Source organism: Wolbachia endosymbiont (group A) of Ancistrocerus nigricornis (genome assembly GCF_947250785.1).
GTDB lineage: Bacteria > Pseudomonadota > Alphaproteobacteria > Rickettsiales > Anaplasmataceae > Wolbachia > Wolbachia pipientis.
In genome coordinates, this window is record NZ_OX366348.1 from 1,015,214 (window position 1) to 1,038,288 (window position 23,075).

The following is a 23,075-nucleotide window of genomic DNA, read 5'->3' on the forward strand; positions in this document are numbered from 1 at the left end:
GAAGAATGTCCCTCTCATCACCACGAATTAATGTGATGCTTGATTCTGTGCGTAATGCTTCCAAGCAGCTTATGCGCGATTTTAATGAATTGCAAATTTCTAATGTTAAATCAGCAGACTTTATTAATAAAACTTATTCAAAATCCAAGCAAACCATATACGATTGCTTGCACGACTACAAACGAGACTATGGTTTTATTTTTGAAGATGATACTGATCAAGAAGTAAAAGATAACACTTATACCTGGTTTATTATGCCTATAGAGGGCAGGGAGAACTTTTCTAGTTGCATGGTTTATTTTGCAGTATCAGTCTGTCTCATTCATAAAAATAAAGTTGTGGCAGCTGTAATTGATGCTCCGGCTCTTAGAGAAACTTTTTGGGCAGAAGAAAAGAAAGGTGCTTTTCTTGAGGATTTTAGATCTCGTCATGTAAAAATGCGAGTGAAAAGCCGTGAAGGGGGTCTAATAGATGTAAGTGGTAATTTGTTAAATAAATTGCTGCCTGGCAATAGTAATGTACGCTCCATAGGTTCAACAATTTTAGGCTTTGCATACCTTGCGGCAGGAAGGCACAGTGGAATAATTTACTCTGGAGTTAACAAATATAAAGCCTTGCTCGGTAGACTTTTTCTGCAAGAAAGCGGTGGAAGGCTAACGGAAGACAACGGGCTAATCATTGCTGGAGATATAAAACTATAGCTAAAGTAATTTATGTTTACCTACAATTTGATAAGCGTAAAACTCGTCATTCCGCTACTTGTTAGCGGAATCCATGCTGAGATACCGCGAATAAATCGCGGTATGACGTAGGGCTGTACTAGCTATAGCATAAACAGGCTACAGAGATAGACAACTTTTCGAAAACTTTTACAAGAGATTCTGTTAAATGCTCTATCATTTCATCGGTATGATAAGGTGTAGGGGTAATACGGAAACGCTCAGTTCCTCTTGGAACTGTCGGGTAATTTATATGTTGAACATATATTCCATACTCATCAAATAATAATTTTGATGCTTTTTTGGATAACTCTGAGTTGCCAATTATTATTGGAATTATATGAGTTTCTGTTGGAATGAAGTTAATTCCTGCATTTCTCAGTGAGTTTTTTACTTTTTCAACGACTTGCTTTTGCTTTTCCCTTTCAATGTTGCTCGATTTTAGGTGCTCAACGCTTGCCTTTGCTGCCGCTGCTAAAACAGGCGACATAGCAGTGGTAAAAATAAATCCTGGAGCGGAACTTCTTATTACATCTACCAAGCTCTTTGAAGACGCTATATACCCACCCATCACTCCAAAAGCCTTTGATAGTGTACCTTGAATAACGGTTATTCTATCCATCAGACCTTCTCTTTCTGCAATTCCGCCACCATGTGAACCATACATGCCAACTGCGTGCACCTCATCCAAATAGGTAATTGCATTATGTTGATCTGCAAGATCACATATCGCTTCAAGCGGCGCTATATCGCCATCCATTGAATATACGGATTCAAGTGCTATTATTTTTGGTGTCTTTTTGTCTATAGACTTGAGTAGCTGCTCTAGATGATTAACATCATTGTGTTTAAATATATGTTTTGGCCTTTTTCCTGATTTTATGCCTTCTATCATCGAAGAATGGTTCTTCTCGTCTGAAAAAATTACTACGCCCGGAATAACAGACGATAAAGTGCTAAGTGTTGTCTGGTTAGCGAGGTAGCCACAAGCAAAAGTTAAAGCAGCCTCTTTTTTATGCAAACAAGCTAAGGATTTTTCAAGTTCAACAACCTCTTTTGTTGTACCAGATATATTTCTTGTTCCTCCAGCACCAACAGATGAATTTTGGATAGCGGCAATTACACTCTCATTTTGTGACATTCCCAAATAGTTATTACTGCACCAGACTATTACTTCCCTATTTCTTTCATAGTCCATAATGTGGGGGAGCCTACCTGGTAATGACGCAAAGTGCGTAAATTCACGGTAGCGCCCCTCATCTTTTATATCTTTTATTTTATTCAAGAATATTTCTTCGTAGTTTACCAAGTCCTTATTTACCGATAATTAACATAATTATAATAAATTATTAAATGGTAAACTACTATATTTATTATACATGTACGGCAGTAGGTACTTTCCCCGTGTTGAAAGGTTTGTCAACCTTGTTGTTTTCAACTTGGCTTTTAGGTGTACAGCAGTATATAACTGGAGCAGCAACCAGACAACAAGCTCCAACTGCTATTCCTGCAGCTAGCATTTCCAAATAAACTGCAATAGCTACTCCTGAAACAACTCCAGATACTGCTAACGTCCATGTAGCTATGGTAGGACACTTACTCTTTTGCGTATTTTGTGTTGCAGTAATAGAGGTTGATTGATTGTTTATAGCACTAGTTTTTTCTACTGCTGCAGGCTTTTCCTTACTGTTAATAACACCTCCAATTGTAGACACATTGTCAGCATTCGAAGAAACTTCACTTACCCCCAACTTCTTTTCACAACCCGTAATTTCTGGAGTTGTGGTAAGTGTACTATTGCTTCCGGTATTATTAGAACTTGTAGATTGGTCTCCTGAATTTGGCAAATCGTTGTTCAGTGAAATATTAACATTACCTTGTTTTGTATTATGGTTTTTAATTTCTTTTTTAATTTCTTCTACTTTACCCTTAAAGGGACCTTCTTTATTTTTTACATATTGTAGTACAAGAGTAGGAGAGTTACTTTTTAGAATATTTTCGAGTTCTTCTCTTGAGTTATGCTTATAAGTCCATCAATCTTTTTCTTAACAGGACTGGCAAGTTGCTTAACACCTTTTTTTCCGCTGCCTTTTTTGATTTCACCCTCCTCAAAATTATTAATTAAAGGCTCCTGCGTTGAAACCCCTGTGTTATTTAAGATAGCATTTTCTTCCTCCCCTGCAAGAACATTTTTTTCTGTCTGTTGACTGCCAGCACTTTTGGATTTTGGGTTTCTTTGACTGCTTGGTTGATTGTTATTCTCTTCATTTACTACAGCCGTATCACCTTTTATAACAGGTGATACTGCATTATCACTGCTTCTTTTATTAACTTGTGTATTCGCTTGTGTCTGTATATTTGCTTTACTGGAAGTATTGATTAATTTACTACTTTCTAACAAATTTCTAATTAGATATAGATGAATCAAAGTATCTCTATTTTTTTGATACTCATTACGAGTCATACTTGGAGAAAGTTCCATACTTATTTTTTCAAGCTGTTCTGCAACTACTGGTAAAGCTTTCTCAAATTCTTCCTTGCATATTGCCTGAAGAGCTGCGAATTTTAGGTCAACATGCTGACATAAGAGTACAACAACTCCATAACTAGCTTCTTTTATTGCATTTCTCAGTATATTTTGTATGGTTTGCCTGACTACTTGCTGTTTATTATTGAGTATGCTTTGATAAATTTGAACATGATCTAGAACACTGACTATAATGTCTTGACTTTCAGTATTAGACAATGCAATCAGAATTGATTCATATATTTCATCAAACTCGTTGTTTTTAGATTTATGATCAAGATAATTAATAACATCATTGCTGCATTTAGCACATTTTTCACACAAGTGCTCGATAAATGCAATATTACCAGCATCCAATGCAGTTTTCAGAATTAAATCATAAATTTCTTTTCTGCCACGAGCTCCTATGTTTTTCAGGATTTGTTGCCCTAGTATTGTAATAACTTTATCATCCGCAAATGCTTGTTCATATACATCGTAAATGGCATGATCTGCACTATTAGTGTATCGTTTGCACAGGTATTCAATGACAGATGTGTGTTCCTGGCTTATCGCAGTTTCTAATAAAGTAACAAAACTCTTTTTTAATAACTCTTCTGTTGAGGCTTTTTTAGTTAGCTTATTAATATATCTTTCAAATGCACCCAGCACTATCGTGATGAATTCTTCATTTTTGATCAGAGACGCTGTTTCAAGCACAAAATACAAAGAATCAGGATTACTTGTTTTTAACACCTGTCCAAAATCTCTTAAAACGTATTCGACAAAAACTGCATTTAATAATTCTTGCTCTTTTCTTAATGCTATAACTGAGAAAAAACCAATCTTATTAGGTTCGACAAGTTGTATAGTTTGATCTTTTAATCTTCCATAAACTCCATCGGTACCATGGAATTTTTCTATAAAAGCTTCAATATATTTTTGACCACCAACAAGGAGAGGTAAAAGACTTAAATTTCCTTCAGCAAAAAGAAAATCCTGATATTGCTCTACTAGCTTGTCATTAGCTGCAATTGCCAATAGTACCAATTCTTTTACTGAATAATCATACTTGAAACCCTCTTGATCAAATTTATATTGTGATAGTACATTTGAATATATATGTTGATGGTTGCTTCCGTTTTGTAACTCCAAATTAAGTTGATTTGAACAGAAATCTTTGAGATTTTCATTATCCAGCGTAATAGACCTGCCTTCATAATCTTCAATATTTTGTACAACCTTGTCTAATTCTTCACAATTATCTTCTTGTATAGCTTGATTTAAGATATTTATAATCTCAGCAAAAGTTAAGTTTTTAGGAATGATAGCATATGAATCTTCATCTTTTAACTCTACAGTAAACGACCTATCACAACCATCAGGAAAGTTTGCAAGTATTGCATTCTCTAAACTTAGATCTTCAGGGGGTGTGCTACATGGAGTAGCTGGTATCTCTTGACTTTCGCTATCTAAAACTCCAAACTCTTCTTCAATACCTGAATCTTCAGAATCTGGTTTTTCAAAACCATGCCAACTTTTGATTAATCTTTCAGAATTTGATTTGCCCTGTGAAGTTGTATCTTGTGATACAAAGTCTCTAAAATTGGAACCAAACATGTTTTACCTCCTAACTAGCAGCTAAGGTGAGTATAGCATTAAACAGAAATCTTGCCAAGCAAATTATTCAGTCTCTTAGCAAAGCTGCTCGCGTCATCCATCTCTTCGCCTTCCACGATGCAAGCTTGGTAAAACAATAAGTGAACCATGTCCTCCAATGTTGGGTTTTCACCACTTTCAGCATAAGATTTCATTATACTCTTTATTACAGGATGCTTAGTGTTAATTTCAAGCACCTTTGGCGTGCGGTAATTTAGCTGCTTTTGTTCACGCAAAAAACGCTCCATGCGAAGATCCATAGCACCTTCAGCAACCGCTAGGCATACGGGACTATCAGTCAATTTTTTGGAAATTTTTACGCTTTTTACTGAATCTCCAAGCACTGTGGTAAAATATTGCAATATAGTTTCCTCAGTTTTTTCTTCATTCGATTTGTTTTCTTCATTTTTCTTATCTTCTTCTGAAGAGAATTTTTCCAAATCAACATCAGCGCGAGTCACAGACTTAAACTTTTGATCTTTATATTCATGAATTACACTAGTCCAGAAATCATCCACTGGATCAACGAACAGAAGAACCTCCAGCCCTTTACTGACGAACCCCTCAAGTTGCGGACTGTTTTTCACTGAATCGAGGCTATTTCCGGTGAGATAATAGATATGTTCCTGCTCAGGCTTCATTCTGCTTATATAGTCATCAATGCTGACTAATTTCTCATCACCAGTACTATGAAATCTGCAAATTGAGAGTAGTGCTTCTCTCTCATCAGTTGGCATAGCTTCGCAAAGACCTTCCTTTAAAACTGCACCAAAATTGGTCCAGAATTTTGTGTACTCTTCTAAATTCTCCTTTGCCTTTTTACCGAGCTCTGATATCGCGCGTTTAGTGAGGGATTTCCTGATTTGCTCAACAACACGATTATTCTGCAGCGTTTCTCTGCTGATATTAAGAGGTAAGTCCGGTGAATCAACAATACCTTTCAAGAAACGTAAATACTGCGGTATGATCTGTACATTATCTTCAGTGATAAATACTTTATTTACATATAACTTCACAGAGCAACGTCTATCTGGATGGAATAAATCAAAAGGTTTTATAGAAGGAACATAAAGCAAATTTGTATATTCTATTGCACCTTCATTTTTATTATGCAATATCATCCAGGGCTCCCCGCCAACGTGAGCAACACTGCGGAAAAAATCGTTGTGCTCCTCTTGAGTAACGTCATTTTTTGGCTTAGTCCAAATTGCAGCCTTACTGTTTAACTTTTCACTTTTTCCTTCTTCGTCTATAAATTCAACAGGAAAATTTATGTGATCAGAGTAAGTAGTGACAATATTTTCAACACGAAATTTATCTAAAAACTCGTTTTCTTCAGGATGCATAATGAGCGTAATTTTGGTTCCGCGAGGGACTTGATTATCTGACTTGCTGATTGAATATTCCCCATCTCCTTTGGATTGCCAGATCCAAGACTCCTCTTCTCCAGCTTTTCTCGATTCTACTATTACTTCTAATGCAACCATAAAGCTTGAGTAAAAACCAACACCAAACTTCCCAATCAGCTCCACAGTTTGGCTTGAATCCTTGCTATTCTTAATCGCATCCAAGAACTTTTGCGTACCAGAGCTTGCAATTGTACCAAGATTGTCTATTAAATCCTGTCTATTCATTCCAATGCCATTATCAGTGATATATAGCTCGTTCTTATCTTTATTGGAGCTGATAGTGATTTTTAATTCGTCACTCAAATCTAGCAAATTAGGGTTTAGTTGAGATTCATAGCGCAACTTATCACATGCATCTGATGCATTTGATATTAATTCACGCAGAAAAATGTCTTTATTGGTGTAAAGTGAATGAATCACTATATTCAGTACTTTCCCTACCTCAGCGTCAAATTTTAAATTTTCAGTTTCTTGTACATTATGCATTTTGAGCTCCATTATTTGCCTACTACCCTAATAATTTAAGTATTGAATCACGATCTTTCAAGGTCACGTACACCAAAATTAATGTGGGTGTAGTTATTATGACACCCAATTTATGGGATCTCTTGCATAACAAACTTTTGGCAGCGCATTGGATGAAACGAAAAACTTCCTTGACACCCTTCGCCAGCCCCCTTATCATGAAACTGAAGCTATTTATTTATCTTCGCAATCTCTGCAGTGGATTAATGACAAAAAAACTTAATGTATTTGGCGTAAATCATGCTTAATTTTTTGCGCTATGTGCACCTCATGTCTTTATCAAATTTCTAGCTACACAAGCTGAAATACGCTATTTAAAACATCAAAAAACGCCAACTTAAAAAATGGATAGTGAATAATTAGCTACCCTAGGGTTTCTTTGCCTTTTTTTCTGTTTAGTAAATTTCTTAACGTTTATAATTTAGATTAGTTGCGGCTTAAAAGCGGCTGAGTCACGGTTATTAAGCGTTTAGAATAAAAAAACGCCATACTTGAAAGTATAATGTAAGTAACTAGCCAACCATCGGGCTTTTTTTGCCTTTTTTTTCGCTTGGTAAATTTTTTAATACTTAGATTAGTTGCAATTTAAGAGACCAGAAATGGTCAGTGCTTGGCACTGGAATAACGTCCTCCTTTGTTATCCCAGTGCCCAGACACTGGGATCCAGGAAACTTAATTGCAAGTAATGCATTGGATTTGGTGAGTATGGGTTTTATGTTATAGAATGAAACACTTTTGGTGAATTTGTAAAGAAAACTGGATCCCAGTGTCAAGCACTGTGATGACAAGGTATAAACCTTATCGTCATGCCGCCGCGAACCGTCATACCGCGATTCATTCGCGGTATCTCAGCCGCTAACAAGAGATCCCGCTAACAAGTAGCGGGATGACGGTTGTCGTTCATCCACAAACATTAAGAAATTTACCAAACGAAAAAAAAGGCAAAAGAAGCCCTGGGGTTATTATCCGCTTTAAAATATTGGCGTTTTTTATGTTTTAAACGCTTGACAAGCGAAATTCAGCTGCTTTTAATTGCAACTAACTTACGCTGCAAATGTTTAAGAAATTTACTAAGCAGAAAAAAAGACAAAGAACCCCCGAGTTAGCTAGTCTTTTACTATCTCTGTCGAGTATTGGCATTTTTTGATGTCTTGTAACGCTTTATAAGCGCGTTCAGCTTATTTAGATAAAAATCTAGATGTAGATGAAGTTTTGTAAAGACATACAGTATCTATATACTGCAAAAAATTGAACATAAGACGCCGATACATTAAGTAATCCTTACCTTTTAATCTGCAGATTGGCGAAAGCAAATACAATAGCTTCAGTTTCATGATAAGAGGGCTGGCGGAGTTTGTCAAGCAAGTTTTTTCGTTTCTATTCCCAATAAAAGTTTGTTATATGGTTATGCAAGAAGTCTAATGAATCGCGGCATGACGTCTTAGCTATAGATGCTGGTTTGTGTGATTTCAAGAGAAGTTTAGTAGATAAGTTGTGTTTTAAACCAGATTCGGTATTTTAAACTGAACATTTTCAGTAATACCACCTGGCATAACTGAAATTTTTACACTCAGGTTTACTTTTAGGTAGTCTATTAATTCATCAACTAATATGTCAGGAGCGGAAGCACCTGCGGTGATTCCTATCTTTTCTACGCCCTGAAACCAGCTTTTATTCACACAGCTGTAATTATCAATCAAGTAGGCTCTTTTTCCTCTAGCAGTGCACAGATCTAATAAGCGGTTTGAATTTGAGCTATTTTTACTTCCTACAACTAATACCATGTCTACAATTTCAGCTAGCTTTTTAACAGCATTTTGTCTGTTTTGCGTTGCATAGCATATGTCCTTTAAATCTGGACCTGTTATGCCTGGAAACCTTAATTTCAGGGCAGCAATAATGTCGCGAGTATCGTCGATGCTTAACGTAGTTTGTGTAACATAAGACAAATTATCTGGATCTTTAACCTTTAAATCATATACATCCTGCAAAGTTTGCACTAAAATGATAGGATTGTTTACTCTTCCTCTAATTCCCTTAACTTCTGGATGGTTTTCATGCCCAATGAGAATTAATTCTTTACCACTGTTTTCATACCTTTTTGCTTCTTTATGCACTTTGCTGACTAAAGGACATGTTGCATCAATCACTTGAATACCCTTTCTTTTTGCCTCATCTTCTATATTTTTTGATACTCCGTGCGCGCTGAAGATCAGTATTCCTTCATTATCTTCAATTTCCTCGATACTGCTTACAAAAACCACTCCTTGTTTCTTAAAGTCCTCTACTATATATTTATTGTGAACAATTTCGTGTAGCACATAAACTTGGCGCTCGTTTTTGTATTTTTCTAAAGTAATAGCTAATATGTCCACAGCTCTTTTTACCCCGGCACAAAAACCTCGTGGTTCAGCTAAGATGATTTCCATTTTTGTCAAATCAAGTAAATATGCAAGCATTACTTAAAAATAAGCTCCGCTCACTGTGTTTTATAGTACCATTATTTATATTTTATATAATAATTATTTTTCGCATATTCTCTTTAACATTTGATCAACTTACTACTTCAGAAAATTTTAGAAAAGATAATATAGTACATAAACAACCTGATATTTTAGATAGAAATGGAGTGGTAATAGCAACAAATGTGCCCACAACATCACTATATATAGATGCAACCAAAGTAAAGAATCCGGAAAGTATAGCAGCACAACTGTGTTCTACTTTGCATGACCTCGAATACAAGAACTTATATAGAGTACTTACTTCAGAAAAGAAATTTGCTTGGATAAAGCGGCACTTGACTCCAAAAGAATTACTAGCGATCAAAAACGCTGGTGTACCAGGAGTAAATTTTTATGACGACATAAAGCGTATATATCCTCACAGTAATTTATTTTCACACGTGCTTGGTTACACTGACATAGATGGCAACGGTATTGCAGGAGTTGAGGCATATATAAGTAAAAATAATGAGCAAGAAAAGCCCATAATACTATCCTTAGATACACGAGTGCAAAGCATAGTGCATGAAGAGCTAACTAAAGCTGTAAGCAGATATCAGGCACTTGGCGGAGTAGGAATTGTTTTAAATGTGAGAAATAGTGAAGTTATCTCGATGGTCAGCCTACCTGATTTTAATCCCAACTTACAGAATAAGGCAGAAGACGTACAAAAGTTTAATCGCGCCAGTCTTGGGGTATATGAGATGGGGTCGGTATTAAAATACTTTACAATAGCCGCAGCGCTTGATGCGAACGCTACAAAAACTAGCGATTTATATGACGTATCAACACCAATCACCATCGGAAAGTATAAAATTCAGGATTTTCATAAATCTAAAATTCCAAAAATTACTGTGCAAGATATATTTGTAAAATCATCCAACATTGGTGCAGCAAAAATTGCAGTCAAACTAGGTATTGAAAAACAGGTAGAATACTTTAAAGCTATGAAGCTATTTTCTCCTTTGAAAATAGAAATACCAGAAAAATCCACACCGATAATCCCGGATAAATGGAGTGAAAACACTTTAATAACAGCATCTTATGGCTATGGCATAGCTGTAACTCCTATACATCTTGCACAAACTGCAGCAGCATTAATCAACAATGGGACATTTCATAACGCAACCTTGATGTTGAATAAAAGAAGTATAGGAGAGCAAATTATCTCAAGAAGAACTTCCAGGGAAATGAGAAAATTATTACGTGCAGCAGTAACAGATGGCACTGGCAGAAAAGCAAAAATAAAGGCATATTCAATAGGAGGAAAAACTGGATCGGCGGAAAAAGTTGTAGATGGTAAATATAGCAAAGATGCAAACATAGCATCATTTATAGGAGTGCTAACTATGCTTGACCCAAGGTACATAGTGCTAATTGCTATTGATGAGCCTCAAGGGATGCACCATACCGGGGGAATAATTGCTGCGCCTATAGTAAAGAACATTATAAATAGAATAGCGCCTATACTAAATGTTACACCTGAGATGTAAAATTATGATTGCTTTACTACAACTTCAAATTTATCATCACCAAAATCCTTATTAATATACCAAGAACCATCATCTTTAGTTACAAATTCAAGACCTTTAAGGTCTTTTTTTATTGTCTTTCCATTTTGACCATCAATAGCGATATTAATATCGAATGTAATAATGTCTAGATTTATCATAGCTTCTTTCCCGCTGCACGAATTTAGACTGAACTTGCCTAACATGACATCATTAAAACTCACTTCCCCTGTATAGACATCACACTGACCGTCCACACAACACGTAGTTTCAATATAGAAAAGATCTGACATACAAAATACCTTAAAAAAAAGAACTAAACATATATGGCCACTACACCACACCGCTAACAAGTAGTAAAGCGTCGATAAACCTAAGTTACTTTAGCTACGTAGCCATAATACAGCTAGAAATGTAAAATTCAACAGTTAATTGTGTGATTAATAGAGAAGTCTTATTTAGTACACCTTATAGGAATGGCTGTTTAGTTTTTTTGTTAATCTTTTTTACCATGCTGTCAATCATATGCTTTATCCCTTGATATACAGAGTATGTACTTTCGTCGCTACGCATATAAGCAGAACAGGAAAATACATTATGTTCTTCGTCTTCTATTGATAACTCTGTATCGCACTTTATGTGTTCGCCGCCAAGCTTTTCTATCAACTGTTCTTTGTCATCTCCTATAGTTACCTTAACCTTACTTTCTTCTTTACCTATCTTGCTACTTAAAATTGAAACAATGATGGCTGGAGATATGCATATCGCTCCTATTGGCTTTTTTGTAACAAAAAATTCTGAAACTAATCTTTCAAATTCAGGCATTACTGTCACCATCTCTTTACTTTCAGCTAAGTCAGATAAATTTTTCGCAACCCCGTATCCACCAGGTACAACTAGCATGTCAAAATTTTCAGCTTTGGCTTCTTTTAAGTCATATATTTCGCCTCTTGCGATTCTTGCTGCTTCCACAAGTACATTCCTTTTTTCTTTTGTTGCCTCTTTTGTTCTATGATTCATAACTTGTGTGATATTGATATCAGGTGCAAAGCATTTAACATCCACTTCCTGCTGATCAAGCACAAGCAAACTTAAAACCGCTTCTCTTACCTCTGCACCGTCAAGGTGACCACACCCTGATAAGACCACAGCAGCTTTTAATTTTTTTTCACCCATAAAGTACCTTGATTTCATATAATCTAGATATTTTAATACAAATTCTATATTTGGAAAGGGGTATGTTATATCAATTATAATATAATTAATGATTAGTATGTATAATTAGGCATATTTATAATCAACGAAGCTGAATATGGAATCTAGCAATAGTATGTTTTTTGACACTGACTATCCAGAACTAAGAAAAGCTATTTCAGATATAATAGAAAGTATTGCACAATCCTCACAAGAGGGGAAAAAAGAGTTATTTACAACCCTATCAGAACAAGTTAAAGGGATGAACCTCAAAGATTTAGGTTTAGCGATTAATGACCAAGGCTTGCAAAAGGAGGTCAACAAAGAATTATTTATAAAATTCATTGAAGAAGCGCTTGAAGGTTTAACTTCTGAAAATGTTGACTCAAAAATAATAGAAGAGGCGTTAAAATCTGTTAATCAGCAAGCAATAAGTAATGTTATAAATAATAATAAAGGTCCACTGGACAATCTAGTCAATTATTTTAAATCAGCATCTGCAAATAAAAAAATTGGAATAGCTTCTGCCGTAATGGTATTAGGAGCAGCATTTTCTCCACTTATTGTGCTTGCTACATTAATAGCACTTGTAGGTATTGGAGCACGTTATGCAGGAATAGGTATAGTAAAGGCAGGGGAAAAAATAAAAGAAGGTGCGATTGATGCAGGAAAAGCAGTGAAAAGTTTATCTAAAAATTTAGGGGATAAATTGCCTGAGGTTGGGCCAAAAAAAGATAACTTTAGTAAATTATACAACAGTTTGGCTCAAGAGATTATAGGCTATAATATGTCCGAAGAAGGTGAAAAAATAAAAAACGCCCAGAGTAAAGCAAAGGTCATAGGCATGCTTCAAAATGAAGGGCAGCGATCTGCTATACAAGAGTTAGTAAAGAATGGAACTATTCAAAATTTTTCAGAAGATGACATGAAAAAGCTTAGAGAAAAAGGTACTAGTACTTATGAAAGTGATAAGGAAGCACTTGAGGAACTTATGGAGAAATTTCAATCTAAAATTATGGCCATTGGTGAGGGTAAAATAGAGGAGGTAGAAAAAATGGTTAATGATAAAGTTAACCAAATGAAGTCACCAGTTCCTCAATTAGATAGTCCAAGTTCTGAACAAGCGAGTACAGGAGAAACCAAAACCCTCTGATGGCTTGGAGAGGGAGGGAATGGAAAAGGTAGAGATCTATTCTTTTTTATCCACTTTTTTGAGCAATCCACTTCCACATCTAACACACATCTCAGTGATTATAATATCCAATTTTTGATCATGTTTTTCTACAGGTAAATCTTTACAATATTGTTTCTCATAGGCTACACCTATAAATATTTTTCCAAGTGGCCGCAGTTTTTCTATCATTGTATCATACCAACCACCGCCAAAACCCAATCTATTAAAATGATCATCAAAAGCAATAACAGGAGTAATGATTGTGTCGGGAATTACGTCTTCATTTGTTTTGTTCCATTCCTCAAATTTTAGTAACTTATTTTTATTAGGAATTGCTACTTTATAATCTAAATCGAGTAAACTATGCATCAAAGGCACAACATCTATTTCCTCATCCATTGGAATGTAAGCTGCTATTGTTTTGCCTTTAACGTAGCTTAAGTTCTGATTAAAGAGATTAATAAGGGAATTTGCCGCATAACTGGAATAACTTTCATCAATATCTTTTCTTATAGCTCTATATTGCTCTCTTATTTCCTTTTTGTGCTGTTTAATATCTTTGAACATGATCTATCCATTTTGCAGTAAGTTTTTCTTGTAAACTATTTTGCTTCAAGCGCTCACTTAAAAAGTCAAAGTCAACACACCCCATATCCTGGTCTTGATTACTGCAACTATAAACAAAACTTCTTTCTCCTGTTTTCGCATTTATATGTTGCTGCACACACTGAGCGCAGATTTCTTTCATCATACACTGCATAGGAGAATTAACTGATGATATTGCTATGTGGCCTGATTTTAGATATGGCTTTAAAATTGTTTTTCTAGCTTCATTCACAGCTTTCATCATTTTATCAGAACCGATAGTGATAATTTTATCTATAGTGTTTAAATTAATACCTAATCTTCCTTGTTGATAAGAGACTATTGCATCAACTATATTACCATGAAAGGATTTATCTTGATCTCTGCTTGTTTCTATCAATCCTTCTTCACATGCCCAAACTACTGCATTTGATGCACGCTCTATCAGTGCTCGTTTAAATACATCACTTAACTTCTTATAGCCAGCGAAGTACAAAACCTTGTTATTATTTTCAAGACATGCCTTCCCTATCGAAAATAACACTGCATTTCCAACTCCACCACCAATTAGCATTATATTCTTCATGTGCTATTTTAACTGCATTTGTTCAAATTTTTTGAAATTTTATAGAACAAAGTAATTTATATAGTTCTATACACAAAGACAGAGACAAGGACACTCTCTGACTTCAACTATACCGATAACTGATAGCTGCATTTTTACGCATATCATCTAATAACAAGTTGCTTTGTATCATAATCTTTTGTTGGTACATTTTCTGTTTGATTGCTTCTATACCCGCTACATTACTCTTGATATCACACAACATCATCAACTTTGCAGTGCCATTTTCTCTCAATTCTACTATTTCATTCACACTTGTTTTACTAAATAAAATCTGTAAATCAGGATTTAAATCTCGCATTTTTATTTCAAATTCTTTTGCGTTTGGCAGCTTAAAATTATCTGCTAATTTATCAAAATTTAAACAATTAACTTTTTGCTCCTTGAGATTATCTAATAAACTTTCTGAACCTTCAACCACAATCTGTTTTAATTTTAAAGTGCTTTCCAGCAGTGCATGATTAAGTTGTACTTTATCTATTACTTTTATAACGGAGTAACCTTCACTGAAACTGAATGGACCTGCTATGTCGCTGGTTTCTAATCCTTCTAAAACGCTCTTGAGTTTTCCTTTTAGCTGACTTAAATTAACTGTTGCTTTACGCATCTTTATTGGAGATTCTGGGTTATTACTGTTGCGTAATTTTTTTACTAAATCTTCAGCTATACCATAAACGTCCTTGTCTTTTTGATCAGGAATTATAAACTCTTGGAACTTGATAAGATAATCCGGCTTTTCTGTTTGCCTTTTTACATCATCTACTTCTTTATCGCTTATATTAATAAATGGCACAATTCTTACTTCAATAATTTTGCTCCACAGTAACTGACATTTTATTTGTTTTCTTAAAATACCAAGATCTATATTATGCTTCTCTATGTATTGATCAACTTCATTAGCCTTAAGTTTAAAACTTTGGGTTAAAAATAACATAATAGCATTATCTAACTCCTCGTTGCTCAATTTTATATTCAGCCTCTGTGCTTCATTGATAATGATAATTTCGTCTATTAGCTCCCTAAGAATTTGAGGCTTTGCTTCTTTTTGATTAACACTTTGAGTGCCAAACAATGAATTTATAAAGTTGATGCGTTTTTCGATATCTAAATTTGAAATTGGTTCACCATTTACATCTGCAACAATTTCAATCTCGGTTGCAAGCAACCTAAGTGGCAACACTATTAACAGTAAAATTAGTATTCTATACATACAAGCAAAGTTGTTTAGTTAATGACCAATTCTATAATAAATACTGAGTCAATGCTAGCCAACTTTTTAATAGTTAAAGATGGAAATAAAAAAAACATTACAATAAGATCAGGTAAACAGGCTAATATAGCGAATTTAAACCGTGCTAAAAACAGTATACGGAAGGAGAGGGATTCGAACCCTCGATACGACTTTTGGGTCGTATAACGGTTTAGCAAACCGCCGCCTTCAGCCGCTCGGCCACCCTTCCAAATTTAGAACCTAAAGATTATATAATACCAAGACCTCTACCACCTGTCTAATGCTTTTAATTGCAATATTTGTATCTGTTCAGATGTATGGCTAATGCTGAAACAAAAATTCCAGTGCTCCCTTTCTTGTCATCCCAGTGTCACGCACTGGGATGACATCGTTTACTATGTGCCATATTGCAATGTTCGTGCAGTTGTGCGCGGTATAGATTCCGCTAACGAGTAGCGGAATGACGAATTTGTTATTTTTCAAATCGTAGAGCCACTTTAGCTATAAATCAACAAAAACTAATTTCCGCTTTTAATAGAGCTTGCAACAATTTGTTTTGCTTCTTCTACACCAACCCATTCTCCAACTGCTACCGTTTTTCCCTTTTCTAGATCTTTATAATGAGAAAAGAAATGAGTAATTTTATCTAGTAGGCTTTTAGATAAGTCAGAATAGTCCTTTATATTGTCATAATAGCTATCAACACTGGAAACAGGCACTGCTAATATTTTCTCATCTTCTCCTTTTTCATCTTTAGTGAGTAATGCGCCTATTGGACGTACCGATATTAAAACACTAGATGCTAAGGGAAATTGAGTTAGCACCAAAACATCCACAGGGTCACCATCACCTGCACAGGTATTTGGTATAAACCCATAATTGCAAGGATAAGTCATTGAGGTAGACAAAAATCTGTCAACTTGTAACAACCCAAGCTCTTTATTAAATTCATACTTTACAGGCTCAGCATTTGCACTTATTTCAATTACCACATTCACCGCATTTGGTCCCGCTGTTATTTTACTTAAATCCATAAATCACCTCTTAACTTAAGAATAAGCATTATACAATATGTGCTTTTAAGTTGCCACATTTATGTAGTTCTAAGCTTGTTTTGCATGGAGCGGTCCTAAATTTTCATTCGTCATCTTATTGACTGTTGAAAGTGGTGATTCCTGTGATAATTGAAATAAAGCATATACTATTACGATAGTAAGCACTGCAGCAATTACTAGATTAGCAAAATTATCCTGTGGTAGGACACCTTTTATTGGATTAAATAATTTTTGCTCCATAAAGAAATAATCAGCAACATATAACCCAACAGATAATACAAACATACCTAAAATAAGTTTACAGACTGTGTTTTTATGGTCTTTTTCTTTTTTCTTGCTGGTGATAGGATTTGGCCTACATTCATTTTCTTCTTGCAGCACTGAGTAGTATATATTATCAGGGCTCGTTATTAATTGTTCAAATTCATCACTATTTTGGTTTTTTAACAGTTGCTCTAGGGTGTTTTTTGTATTTATAGGATATATTAATCCATCCATTTTCAATGCTTTCTCTTGCCGATCCACATTCTCATGGTCGATTGTATATTTATCTCTACTTGATAATCCGATCATGTATAATTTGCCAGCTAAGAACATTATATAGCTCTCTATTAACTGATTCTCACATATCTCTAATACTTCTCTTTTTACTGTTTTGTTAGATGACGAAAGTTCTTTATAGTGACCACCCAAAGAAAAGAACAATGCTATATCTTTATCTGCTTTTATGTCATGAATGGAATAATAGCTGCTGATAACGCACTTATTTAATGCAAATTCTCTGTCATATTTGTTTAATGTATTTCCTTCACTTAGTAACTTTCTAAGACCAATGAGTACTTTATTTTCAAAATCTTCTTCTGTTTTAAATATTGGTTCTCTCTTTGGATTTGCTAAGATGTTAAGTAAATCTAATTTTCTTCCATCTACTACTTCATTTATATATTCATTTAACTCAGATCCTTTAATAACTTCATATATTTTATCTATGACATCTTTAGTATTCAGGTTATTGTTTTCACTTAGAATTTGATAAGCTTGAGCATAAATTAAAAACAGCCCTTGTAGACTAAATTTTAAGTTAAAATATTTATCTAATGGTTCCTCTTTTTTTCTAATGAATTCAGACAAACCAAAATGATTTCTGTGATCCATAAAACGACCTAAGTCAGCATGTTGAAAGCTACCTAAAAAAATAAATAACGTCTCTAATAAATTACCCTTACCAACAATTTTTATTAGTTCTTCAATTTCTTTTATCATTGCTGAAACCTATAATGTTCTACTTTATAGTATAAGGGATACATGGCAAAATAGCAATAAATGTTATTAGACTTCTTGCATAACCCAAACTAAGTAGAAAAAGGTATAGCTATACCGCCGCGGCACTAACAAGAGATCCCGCTAACACGCAGCGGGATGACGAGACTTATCTTTATGCCGCCGCGAACCGTCATACCGCGATTCATTCGCGGTATCTCTCAACATAGATCCCGCTAACACGTAGCGGGATGACGAGACTTATCTTTATGCTGCCACGAACCGTCATACCGCCGCGGTATCTCTTAGCCGCTAACAAGTAGCGAAATGACAACAATCCTACGTCATACCGCCGCGGCGCTAACAAGAGATCCCGCTAGCGGGATGACGAGCTTATCTTCATGCTGCCACGAACTGTCATACCGCCGCGGTATCTCCAGATCCCGCTAACAAGCAGTGGGATGACGAGACTTATCTTTATGCTGCCGCGAACCGTCATACCGCGATTCATTCGCGGTATCTCTCAGCCACTAACAAGAGATCCCGCTAGCGGGATGACGGTTGTCGTTTAGCCATAAATATTTAAGAAATTTACCAAACGAAAAAAAAGGCAAAAGAAGCCCCGTGGTTGGCTAATTACTTACATTATACTTTCAAGTATGGCGTTTTTTTATTCTAAACACTTAATAACCGCGATTTAGCTGCTTTTAAGCCGCAACTAATCTAAATTATAAACGTTAAGAAATTTACTAAACAGAAAAAAAGGCAAAAGAAACCCTAGGGTAGCTAGTTATTCACTATCCATTTTTTAAGTTGGCGTTTTTTAATGTTTTAAATGCTTTATAAGCGTATTTCAGCTTGTGTAGGTAAAAACCCAGAAATTTGATAAAGACATAGAGTGCACATAGTGCAAAAAATTAAACATGAGACGCCAGATACGTGAGTTTTTTTGTCATTTAATCTGTACAGAGAAGATAAATAAATAGCTTCAGTTTCATGATAAGGGGGCTGGCGAGGTTTGTCAAGGAAGTTTTTTCGTTTCTGTTATATGGTTATGCAAGAAGTCTATTGTATGTTTACACTCTGCATTAAAGCTTTTAGTTAAGAGCATATCCATCCACCGCCGATAACTTGCTCATCTTTATACGCTACACAGGCTTGACCTGGACTGATGCCAAAGTAATCGTCGTTTAAAATGACACAGGCTTTATTTTTTTCGTCAGTTGAATGTATTGTTGCTAAACTTCCCGCATGTGATGATCTCAGCTTCACAGTTACTTCCATACCTTCCTTTGGTTGTTCTAACCAATTTAACTCCTTGATCAATATTTTTTTTTGCATTAATACGTTGATCGGACCTACTATAACCTCATTATTTTCTGTATTAATTTTTATCACATAAAGAGGTTCATTGTGTGCGATACCCAAGCCCTTTCTTTGCCCCACTGTAAAATTTACTATGCCACTGTGCTCGCCTAGCACTTTTCCATTTACATCCACAATTTTACCTTTCTGTACAGATTGTGGAGCTAATTTAGCTATTGTTTTACTATAGCTTTCGGAAACAAAGCATATATCTTGACTGTCCGGCTTTTCAGAAATTTGTAAGCTGAAATACTTTGCTAATTTTCTTATATCACTTTTATAGAACCCACCTAGTGGAAATCGCAAAAGCTTCAATTGCTCTTGAGTTGTAGCAAACAAAAAATAACTTTGATCTTTACTTTTATCAATGCTTCTGCACAACTTTACCTCACCATTTTTTTCTAACCTTCTCACGTAATGTCCTGTTACGAGCACATCCGCACCAAGATTTTTTGTAACTTGCAATAGATCACGAAATTTTACCGTTTGGTTACATCTCACGCATGGTATGGGAGTTTCCCCACGCATATAGGTACTCGCAAAATCCTCTATTACTTCCTTTTTGAATATTTCCTCATAGTTTAAAATATAGTGAGGAAAGCCAACACTTTCAGCTACACGCTTAGCGTCATAAATATCCTGTCCAGCGCAGCATGCGCCCTTTCTTGCGTTAGCATTACCGTCGGTGCCATAGAGTTGAAGAGTCACACCTACCACTTTGTACCCAAGGTTATGTAGCAGTGCTGCAGCAACGGAGCTATCAACTCCCCCGGACATTGCAACAACAGCCTTGGTCTGGTGCGGAGCTTTATCTTTTAGCAGAGGTTCTATTTCAAATTCTTTTAGCATAATCGCCTTAATTTATAAACACAAACTTGGTGTCATGCAAGTAGCTGACACTGGAATCTAGTTTCTATTACACAATTTCATCGAAACAGCATACTTGTTTATAGTCAATTTTTCTGGATCCCAGTGTTGGCTACTTGGATGACATCTTTATGCTTGAGGTAAAATTTGCTATAAAATTCGATGAACTACCTTTAAAAATAATTTAATCCTGCTTAAATAAAACATGGCCAAAATAATCCATGTTTTCAAGCACTTTTCCGCTACCCAGAGCAACACAACAAAGTGGGTCATCTGCAACACGAACTGGTAGTTTTGTTGTTTCACTGATAACTTTGCCCAAGTTACGCAATAATCCGCCGCCACCGGATAAAATTATTCCTTTATCGACTATATCAGAAGAAAGTTCAGGTGGAGTGCTCTCCAGTGCAGTCCTAATAGCAGAAATTATCTGATGTACAGGCTCTATTAAACTCTCTGCAACTTGGTATTCTGATAAAAGCATTTCTTTTGGCATGCCACTCACTAAATCCCTGCCTTTAATTATCATTCCCTCTTTGTTATTTTCACCTGGCAGACTGGCTGAACCTATGCTTTTCTTAATTTTCTCAGCGGTTGTTTCACCGATTAATAACTTATGATTTTCACGAATATATGATTTTATTGCTTCATCCATAATATCGCCACCTACTCTAGCAGAACGTGAATAAACAATTCCGCCTAAAGAAATAATTGCAACTTCAGTTGTACCGCCTCCTATATCAACAATCATAGAACCCTCAGGTTCAGTAACCGGGAGCCCAGCTCCGATTGCTGCAGCCATTGGTTCTTCAATTAAAAATACTTCATTTGCACCAGCACTTTCTGCTGCATCTTGTATAGCACGCCTTTCAACTGGCGTGGATCCAGATGGAACGCATATGATAATATTAGGTTTATTAACAGTGAATTTTGTGTTTGCACTGCGTATGAAATATTTTAGCATTTCTTCCGCACTTTTAAAATCAGCAATAACTCCATCCTTTAAGGGCCTTATCGCCTCTATTTCTCCAGGCGTTTTCCCAAGCATCATTTTAGCTTTTTTACCAAAAGCATAAGGAACGTAACTTCCTTTTTCTTTTATTCTTGCTACAACTGAAGGCTCATCAAGCACTATTCCCTGATTTTTCTGATAAACTAAAGTGTTTGCAGTACCAAGGTCTATAGCAATATCGCTAGCAAACAAACCTTTGAAAGTAAAAAGGCTATAAAACTTTCCGGTTAATTTTCGAACAAAATTCATACATAACTCAAGAAAACCATTTATTAAGACAAATTATACTTTTCAGATAAGTAGTAAGTAACACACTCAACGTCTAAACCCTTACCTGTTACTTTTTTTAGCAGTTCCAGGCCACACTTTGCACTGTATATATTTTGAGATAACCAACTGATAAGTAAACTAAAATCTCCTTTTATTATAGCACTTAATGATTCGTAATGATTCTTTTTAACGCAAGAGAAAATCTGCACAGCAGCAATTAAAGCAATAATTTTTATAGGAAAGTAGCCCATAACACCGCTTGCCCAATATTCATCTTGAAAATAAGTGTTTAGCTCATTTTCAGCTTTTAGTGGAATTTTATAGTGCTTCATACCTTCCAGCCACGCATCATGCAGGTCTTTGACTTCCAATGTACCATTTATTATATCTTGTTCTAACCTAGTTCTCAACATAATATGAGCTAACAGACTAAATTCATCTGCATTTTTTAAAAAAGAAGAAAGGTTTATTTCATTGAAAATCAAGTACAAATTTTCAACACTGCTAACTTTCTCGTTAGTTTTGCCTTTTATAGCAAATTTCTCTTTTATGTGTGGTTGAATAAACTCAATAAATTCTCTGGATGTTCCAATCATCCTTTCCATGAATAACCCTTGAGTTTCATACATAACATGTCTCGTAATTGGACTACTTATAGAATTTTGCGCTAAACATTTTTGATAAATTGCATAACCACTATGCCGTAAAAGTGAAAATAAACCATAACAAAAATCAGATTCATCATAATCTATAGGGTAGTAATAAGAAGTACGAATCTCATTTAGTGCAATACCCATTTGCTGTAAACATAATGAGCCAAGTTCAATCTGTTTCTGAGTAGCAACTTTTTGTATATTAGTAACCTTATCCTTATCCTTTTTCTGCTTTTCAATTATTTTATCTACATTTTCGCTAAAAAATTTGCCTACCTTGGGGAATACTTCCCTTATATTCTTTTCTGTGATATCAGAGTCATAGTCAGCAAGCAGTGAGTCGTATTTTGAGCATTTTAATTGCTGCGATTTTATAGAAGCTACTTCGCGAATGAGTGTGATTAAATCAGTAAAACGTTCTTTTAGTTTTTCTAAGTTACTGGTTTCAGAATGAGATAGCTTCCATAAATTTTGGCATTCAACCTTAGCTTTGGATAAAGACTTTACTAAATCAATAGGAACAGCACTGTTGCTTTTATGTATTCTCTCTATTAACTTTAGCTGCTGAGTATTTGCACTTTTTTTGTTACCAAGAGCATCTGCTAATGATTCCTTTATTGCGTCATGAGAGATAATTTCATGTCTGATTTCTTCTAGAAGACTCATTTGTTCAACTTTGTCCTCTATATTCAATTGGCTTTGGTTTAGTACTTTTAGCGTATTTTCGATATTCTTTACCCTATATAATACTTCCTCTAAAAACTTATAAGATTGCATATTTGTTCATTATTTTAGAAAACATCTGTTTAATACCGTAATAGATTAATAATAAAGTTAAAAGTATATTTGCTTAAAGTACAATAAAAAATTGTACTTTTTATTCTTTTATTGGATTTTTCTATTCAGAGTCCAGCATATTATAGGAAAATTAATTGTAAGGTTGTAGAAAAA

General features: G+C 35.1%; 20 protein-coding genes and 1 tRNA gene. 3 read left to right on the top strand and 18 right to left on the bottom strand.

Going from position 1 to position 23,075, the window contains the following annotated elements; genetic code table 11:
* The first annotated feature begins 5 nt into the window (after positions 1–5).
* Positions 6–701 (top strand): inositol monophosphatase family protein, encoded by a 696-nt coding sequence (locus OOK90_RS05120; RefSeq protein ID WP_006279720.1) that lies wholly within the window; start codon positions 6–8, stop codon positions 699–701.
* 118 nt (positions 702–819) lie between these two features.
* Here OOK90_RS05120 and hemA read toward each other — a convergent pair whose 3' ends face one another.
* The 6 genes from hemA to ispH form a co-directional block, all read right to left on the bottom strand.
* Positions 820–2,028, bottom strand: a complete 1,209-nt coding sequence (gene hemA, locus OOK90_RS05125) for a 5-aminolevulinate synthase (protein WP_209473281.1) — start codon at positions 2,026–2,028, stop codon at positions 820–822.
* Between the two features lie 64 nt (positions 2,029–2,092).
* Complete coding sequence (locus OOK90_RS05130; RefSeq protein ID WP_264705823.1) at positions 2,093–2,566, bottom strand: TomO hydrophobic C-terminal domain-containing protein; 474 nt, start codon at positions 2,564–2,566, stop codon at positions 2,093–2,095.
* A 140-nt stretch (positions 2,567–2,706) separates the two neighbouring features.
* Complete coding sequence (locus tag OOK90_RS05135; RefSeq protein WP_264705824.1) at positions 2,707–4,845, bottom strand: host RNA manipulator TomO; 2,139 nt, start codon at positions 4,843–4,845, stop codon at positions 2,707–2,709.
* Positions 4,846–4,883: 38 nt separating this feature from the next.
* Positions 4,884–6,779 carry a molecular chaperone HtpG gene (htpG, locus tag OOK90_RS05140; RefSeq protein ID WP_264706182.1) on the bottom strand — a complete coding sequence of 632 codons (1,896 nt, stop codon included), beginning with the start codon at positions 6,777–6,779 and terminating at the stop codon, positions 4,884–4,886.
* Between the two features lie 608 nt (positions 6,780–7,387).
* Positions 7,388–7,606, bottom strand: coding sequence for a hypothetical protein (locus OOK90_RS06640; protein ID WP_246484394.1), 219 nt, complete (start codon positions 7,604–7,606; stop codon positions 7,388–7,390).
* A 711-nt stretch (positions 7,607–8,317) separates the two neighbouring features.
* Positions 8,318–9,247: a 4-hydroxy-3-methylbut-2-enyl diphosphate reductase gene (gene ispH / locus OOK90_RS05150; RefSeq protein ID WP_209473359.1), complete on the bottom strand. Its 930-nt coding sequence runs from the start codon at positions 9,245–9,247 to the stop codon at positions 8,318–8,320.
* A 20-nt stretch (positions 9,248–9,267) separates the two neighbouring features.
* On the opposite strand from ispH, the gene OOK90_RS05155 reads away from it, so the two are divergent.
* Positions 9,268–10,815, top strand: a complete 1,548-nt coding sequence (locus tag OOK90_RS05155; protein ID WP_264705825.1) for a peptidoglycan D,D-transpeptidase FtsI family protein — start codon at positions 9,268–9,270, stop codon at positions 10,813–10,815.
* 2 nt (positions 10,816–10,817) lie between these two features.
* Here the strand turns inward: OOK90_RS05155 and OOK90_RS06470 are convergent, their stop codons facing one another.
* Positions 10,818–11,126 carry a hypothetical protein gene (locus OOK90_RS06470; protein WP_010081942.1) on the bottom strand — a complete coding sequence of 103 codons (309 nt, stop codon included), beginning with the start codon at positions 11,124–11,126 and terminating at the stop codon, positions 10,818–10,820.
* Between the two features lie 175 nt (positions 11,127–11,301).
* Positions 11,302–12,009: an isoprenoid biosynthesis glyoxalase ElbB gene (gene elbB / locus OOK90_RS05165; protein WP_264705826.1), complete on the bottom strand. Its 708-nt coding sequence runs from the start codon at positions 12,007–12,009 to the stop codon at positions 11,302–11,304.
* Positions 12,010–12,145: 136 nt separating this feature from the next.
* On the opposite strand from elbB, the gene OOK90_RS05170 reads away from it, so the two are divergent.
* Positions 12,146–13,180, top strand: coding sequence for a hypothetical protein (locus OOK90_RS05170; protein ID WP_070357017.1), 1,035 nt, complete (start codon positions 12,146–12,148; stop codon positions 13,178–13,180).
* Between the two features lie 36 nt (positions 13,181–13,216).
* Here OOK90_RS05170 and OOK90_RS05175 read toward each other — a convergent pair whose 3' ends face one another.
* The 10 genes from OOK90_RS05175 to OOK90_RS05220 all read right to left on the bottom strand — a co-directional run bounded on the left by OOK90_RS05175 (position 13,217) and on the right by OOK90_RS05220 (position 22,901).
* The gene (locus OOK90_RS05175) at positions 13,217–13,768 is read right to left on the bottom strand and encodes a 5-formyltetrahydrofolate cyclo-ligase (protein WP_010963143.1); all 552 of its coding nucleotides are present in this window, start codon (positions 13,766–13,768) and stop codon (positions 13,217–13,219) included.
* Positions 13,752–14,372: a ferredoxin reductase domain-containing protein gene (locus OOK90_RS05180; protein ID WP_209473291.1), complete on the bottom strand. Its 621-nt coding sequence runs from the start codon at positions 14,370–14,372 to the stop codon at positions 13,752–13,754. Before OOK90_RS05180 ends, OOK90_RS05175 begins: the two co-directional genes overlap by 17 nt.
* A 103-nt stretch (positions 14,373–14,475) precedes the next feature.
* A complete protein-coding gene (locus tag OOK90_RS05185) occupies positions 14,476–15,621 on the bottom strand; it encodes a SurA N-terminal domain-containing protein (protein ID WP_264705827.1) in 1,146 nt (381 codons plus the stop codon).
* Positions 15,622–15,780: 159 nt separating this feature from the next.
* Positions 15,781–15,871 (bottom strand) — tRNA-Ser (locus OOK90_RS05190).
* A gap of 92 nt (positions 15,872–15,963) precedes the next feature.
* Positions 15,964–16,125, bottom strand: a complete 162-nt coding sequence (locus OOK90_RS05195) for a hypothetical protein (protein ID WP_010963140.1) — start codon at positions 16,123–16,125, stop codon at positions 15,964–15,966.
* Positions 16,126–16,160: 35 nt separating this feature from the next.
* Positions 16,161–16,676, bottom strand: coding sequence for an inorganic diphosphatase (gene ppa, locus OOK90_RS05200; RefSeq protein ID WP_209473293.1), 516 nt, complete (start codon positions 16,674–16,676; stop codon positions 16,161–16,163).
* Positions 16,677–16,745: 69 nt separating this feature from the next.
* Entirely contained in the window at positions 16,746–17,960 is a 1,215-nt protein-coding gene (locus OOK90_RS05205; RefSeq protein WP_264705828.1) for a WD1261 family protein, read from the bottom strand.
* A 1,098-nt stretch (positions 17,961–19,058) separates the two neighbouring features.
* Positions 19,059–20,171, bottom strand: a complete 1,113-nt coding sequence (mnmA, locus tag OOK90_RS05210) for a tRNA 2-thiouridine(34) synthase MnmA (RefSeq protein ID WP_209473297.1) — start codon at positions 20,169–20,171, stop codon at positions 19,059–19,061.
* A gap of 202 nt (positions 20,172–20,373) precedes the next feature.
* On the bottom strand, positions 20,374–21,450 hold the full coding sequence (locus tag OOK90_RS05215) for a rod shape-determining protein (RefSeq protein WP_209473299.1): 1,077 nt from the start codon (positions 21,448–21,450) through the stop codon (positions 20,374–20,376).
* A 23-nt stretch (positions 21,451–21,473) separates the two neighbouring features.
* Positions 21,474–22,901, bottom strand: coding sequence for a gluzincin family metallopeptidase (locus tag OOK90_RS05220; RefSeq protein WP_264705829.1), 1,428 nt, complete (start codon positions 22,899–22,901; stop codon positions 21,474–21,476).
* Between the last annotated feature and the right edge of the window lie 174 nt (positions 22,902–23,075).

What these genes read in the sequence shown, in the direction of transcription:
- OOK90_RS05120 (WP_006279720.1), top strand. Translation starts at nt 6, where the DNA reads ATGTCCCTCTCATCACCACGAATTAATGTGATGCTTGATTCTGTGCGT.
- OOK90_RS05135 (WP_264705824.1), bottom strand. Translation starts at nt 4,845, where the DNA reads ATGTTTGGTTCCAATTTTAGAGACTTTGTATCACAAGATACAACTTCA.
- htpG (WP_264706182.1), bottom strand. Translation starts at nt 6,779, where the DNA reads ATGCATAATGTACAAGAAACTGAAAATTTAAAATTTGACGCTGAGGTA.
- ispH (WP_209473359.1), bottom strand. Translation starts at nt 9,247, where the DNA reads ATGGAAATCATCTTAGCTGAACCACGAGGTTTTTGTGCCGGGGTAAAA.
- OOK90_RS05155 (WP_264705825.1), top strand. Translation starts at nt 9,268, where the DNA reads ATGCAAGCATTACTTAAAAATAAGCTCCGCTCACTGTGTTTTATAGTA.
- OOK90_RS06470 (WP_010081942.1), bottom strand. Translation starts at nt 11,126, where the DNA reads ATGTCAGATCTTTTCTATATTGAAACTACGTGTTGTGTGGACGGTCAG.
- elbB (WP_264705826.1), bottom strand. Translation starts at nt 12,009, where the DNA reads ATGGGTGAAAAAAAATTAAAAGCTGCTGTGGTCTTATCAGGGTGTGGT.
- OOK90_RS05170 (WP_070357017.1), top strand. Translation starts at nt 12,146, where the DNA reads ATGGAATCTAGCAATAGTATGTTTTTTGACACTGACTATCCAGAACTA.
- OOK90_RS05175 (WP_010963143.1), bottom strand. Translation starts at nt 13,768, where the DNA reads ATGTTCAAAGATATTAAACAGCACAAAAAGGAAATAAGAGAGCAATAT.
- OOK90_RS05180 (WP_209473291.1), bottom strand. Translation starts at nt 14,372, where the DNA reads ATGAAGAATATAATGCTAATTGGTGGTGGAGTTGGAAATGCAGTGTTA.
- OOK90_RS05185 (WP_264705827.1), bottom strand. Translation starts at nt 15,621, where the DNA reads ATGTATAGAATACTAATTTTACTGTTAATAGTGTTGCCACTTAGGTTG.
- ppa (WP_209473293.1), bottom strand. Translation starts at nt 16,676, where the DNA reads ATGGATTTAAGTAAAATAACAGCGGGACCAAATGCGGTGAATGTGGTA.
- OOK90_RS05205 (WP_264705828.1), bottom strand. Translation starts at nt 17,960, where the DNA reads ATGATAAAAGAAATTGAAGAACTAATAAAAATTGTTGGTAAGGGTAAT.
- mnmA (WP_209473297.1), bottom strand. Translation starts at nt 20,171, where the DNA reads ATGCTAAAAGAATTTGAAATAGAACCTCTGCTAAAAGATAAAGCTCCG.
- OOK90_RS05215 (WP_209473299.1), bottom strand. Translation starts at nt 21,450, where the DNA reads ATGAATTTTGTTCGAAAATTAACCGGAAAGTTTTATAGCCTTTTTACT.
- OOK90_RS05220 (WP_264705829.1), bottom strand. Translation starts at nt 22,901, where the DNA reads ATGCAATCTTATAAGTTTTTAGAGGAAGTATTATATAGGGTAAAGAAT.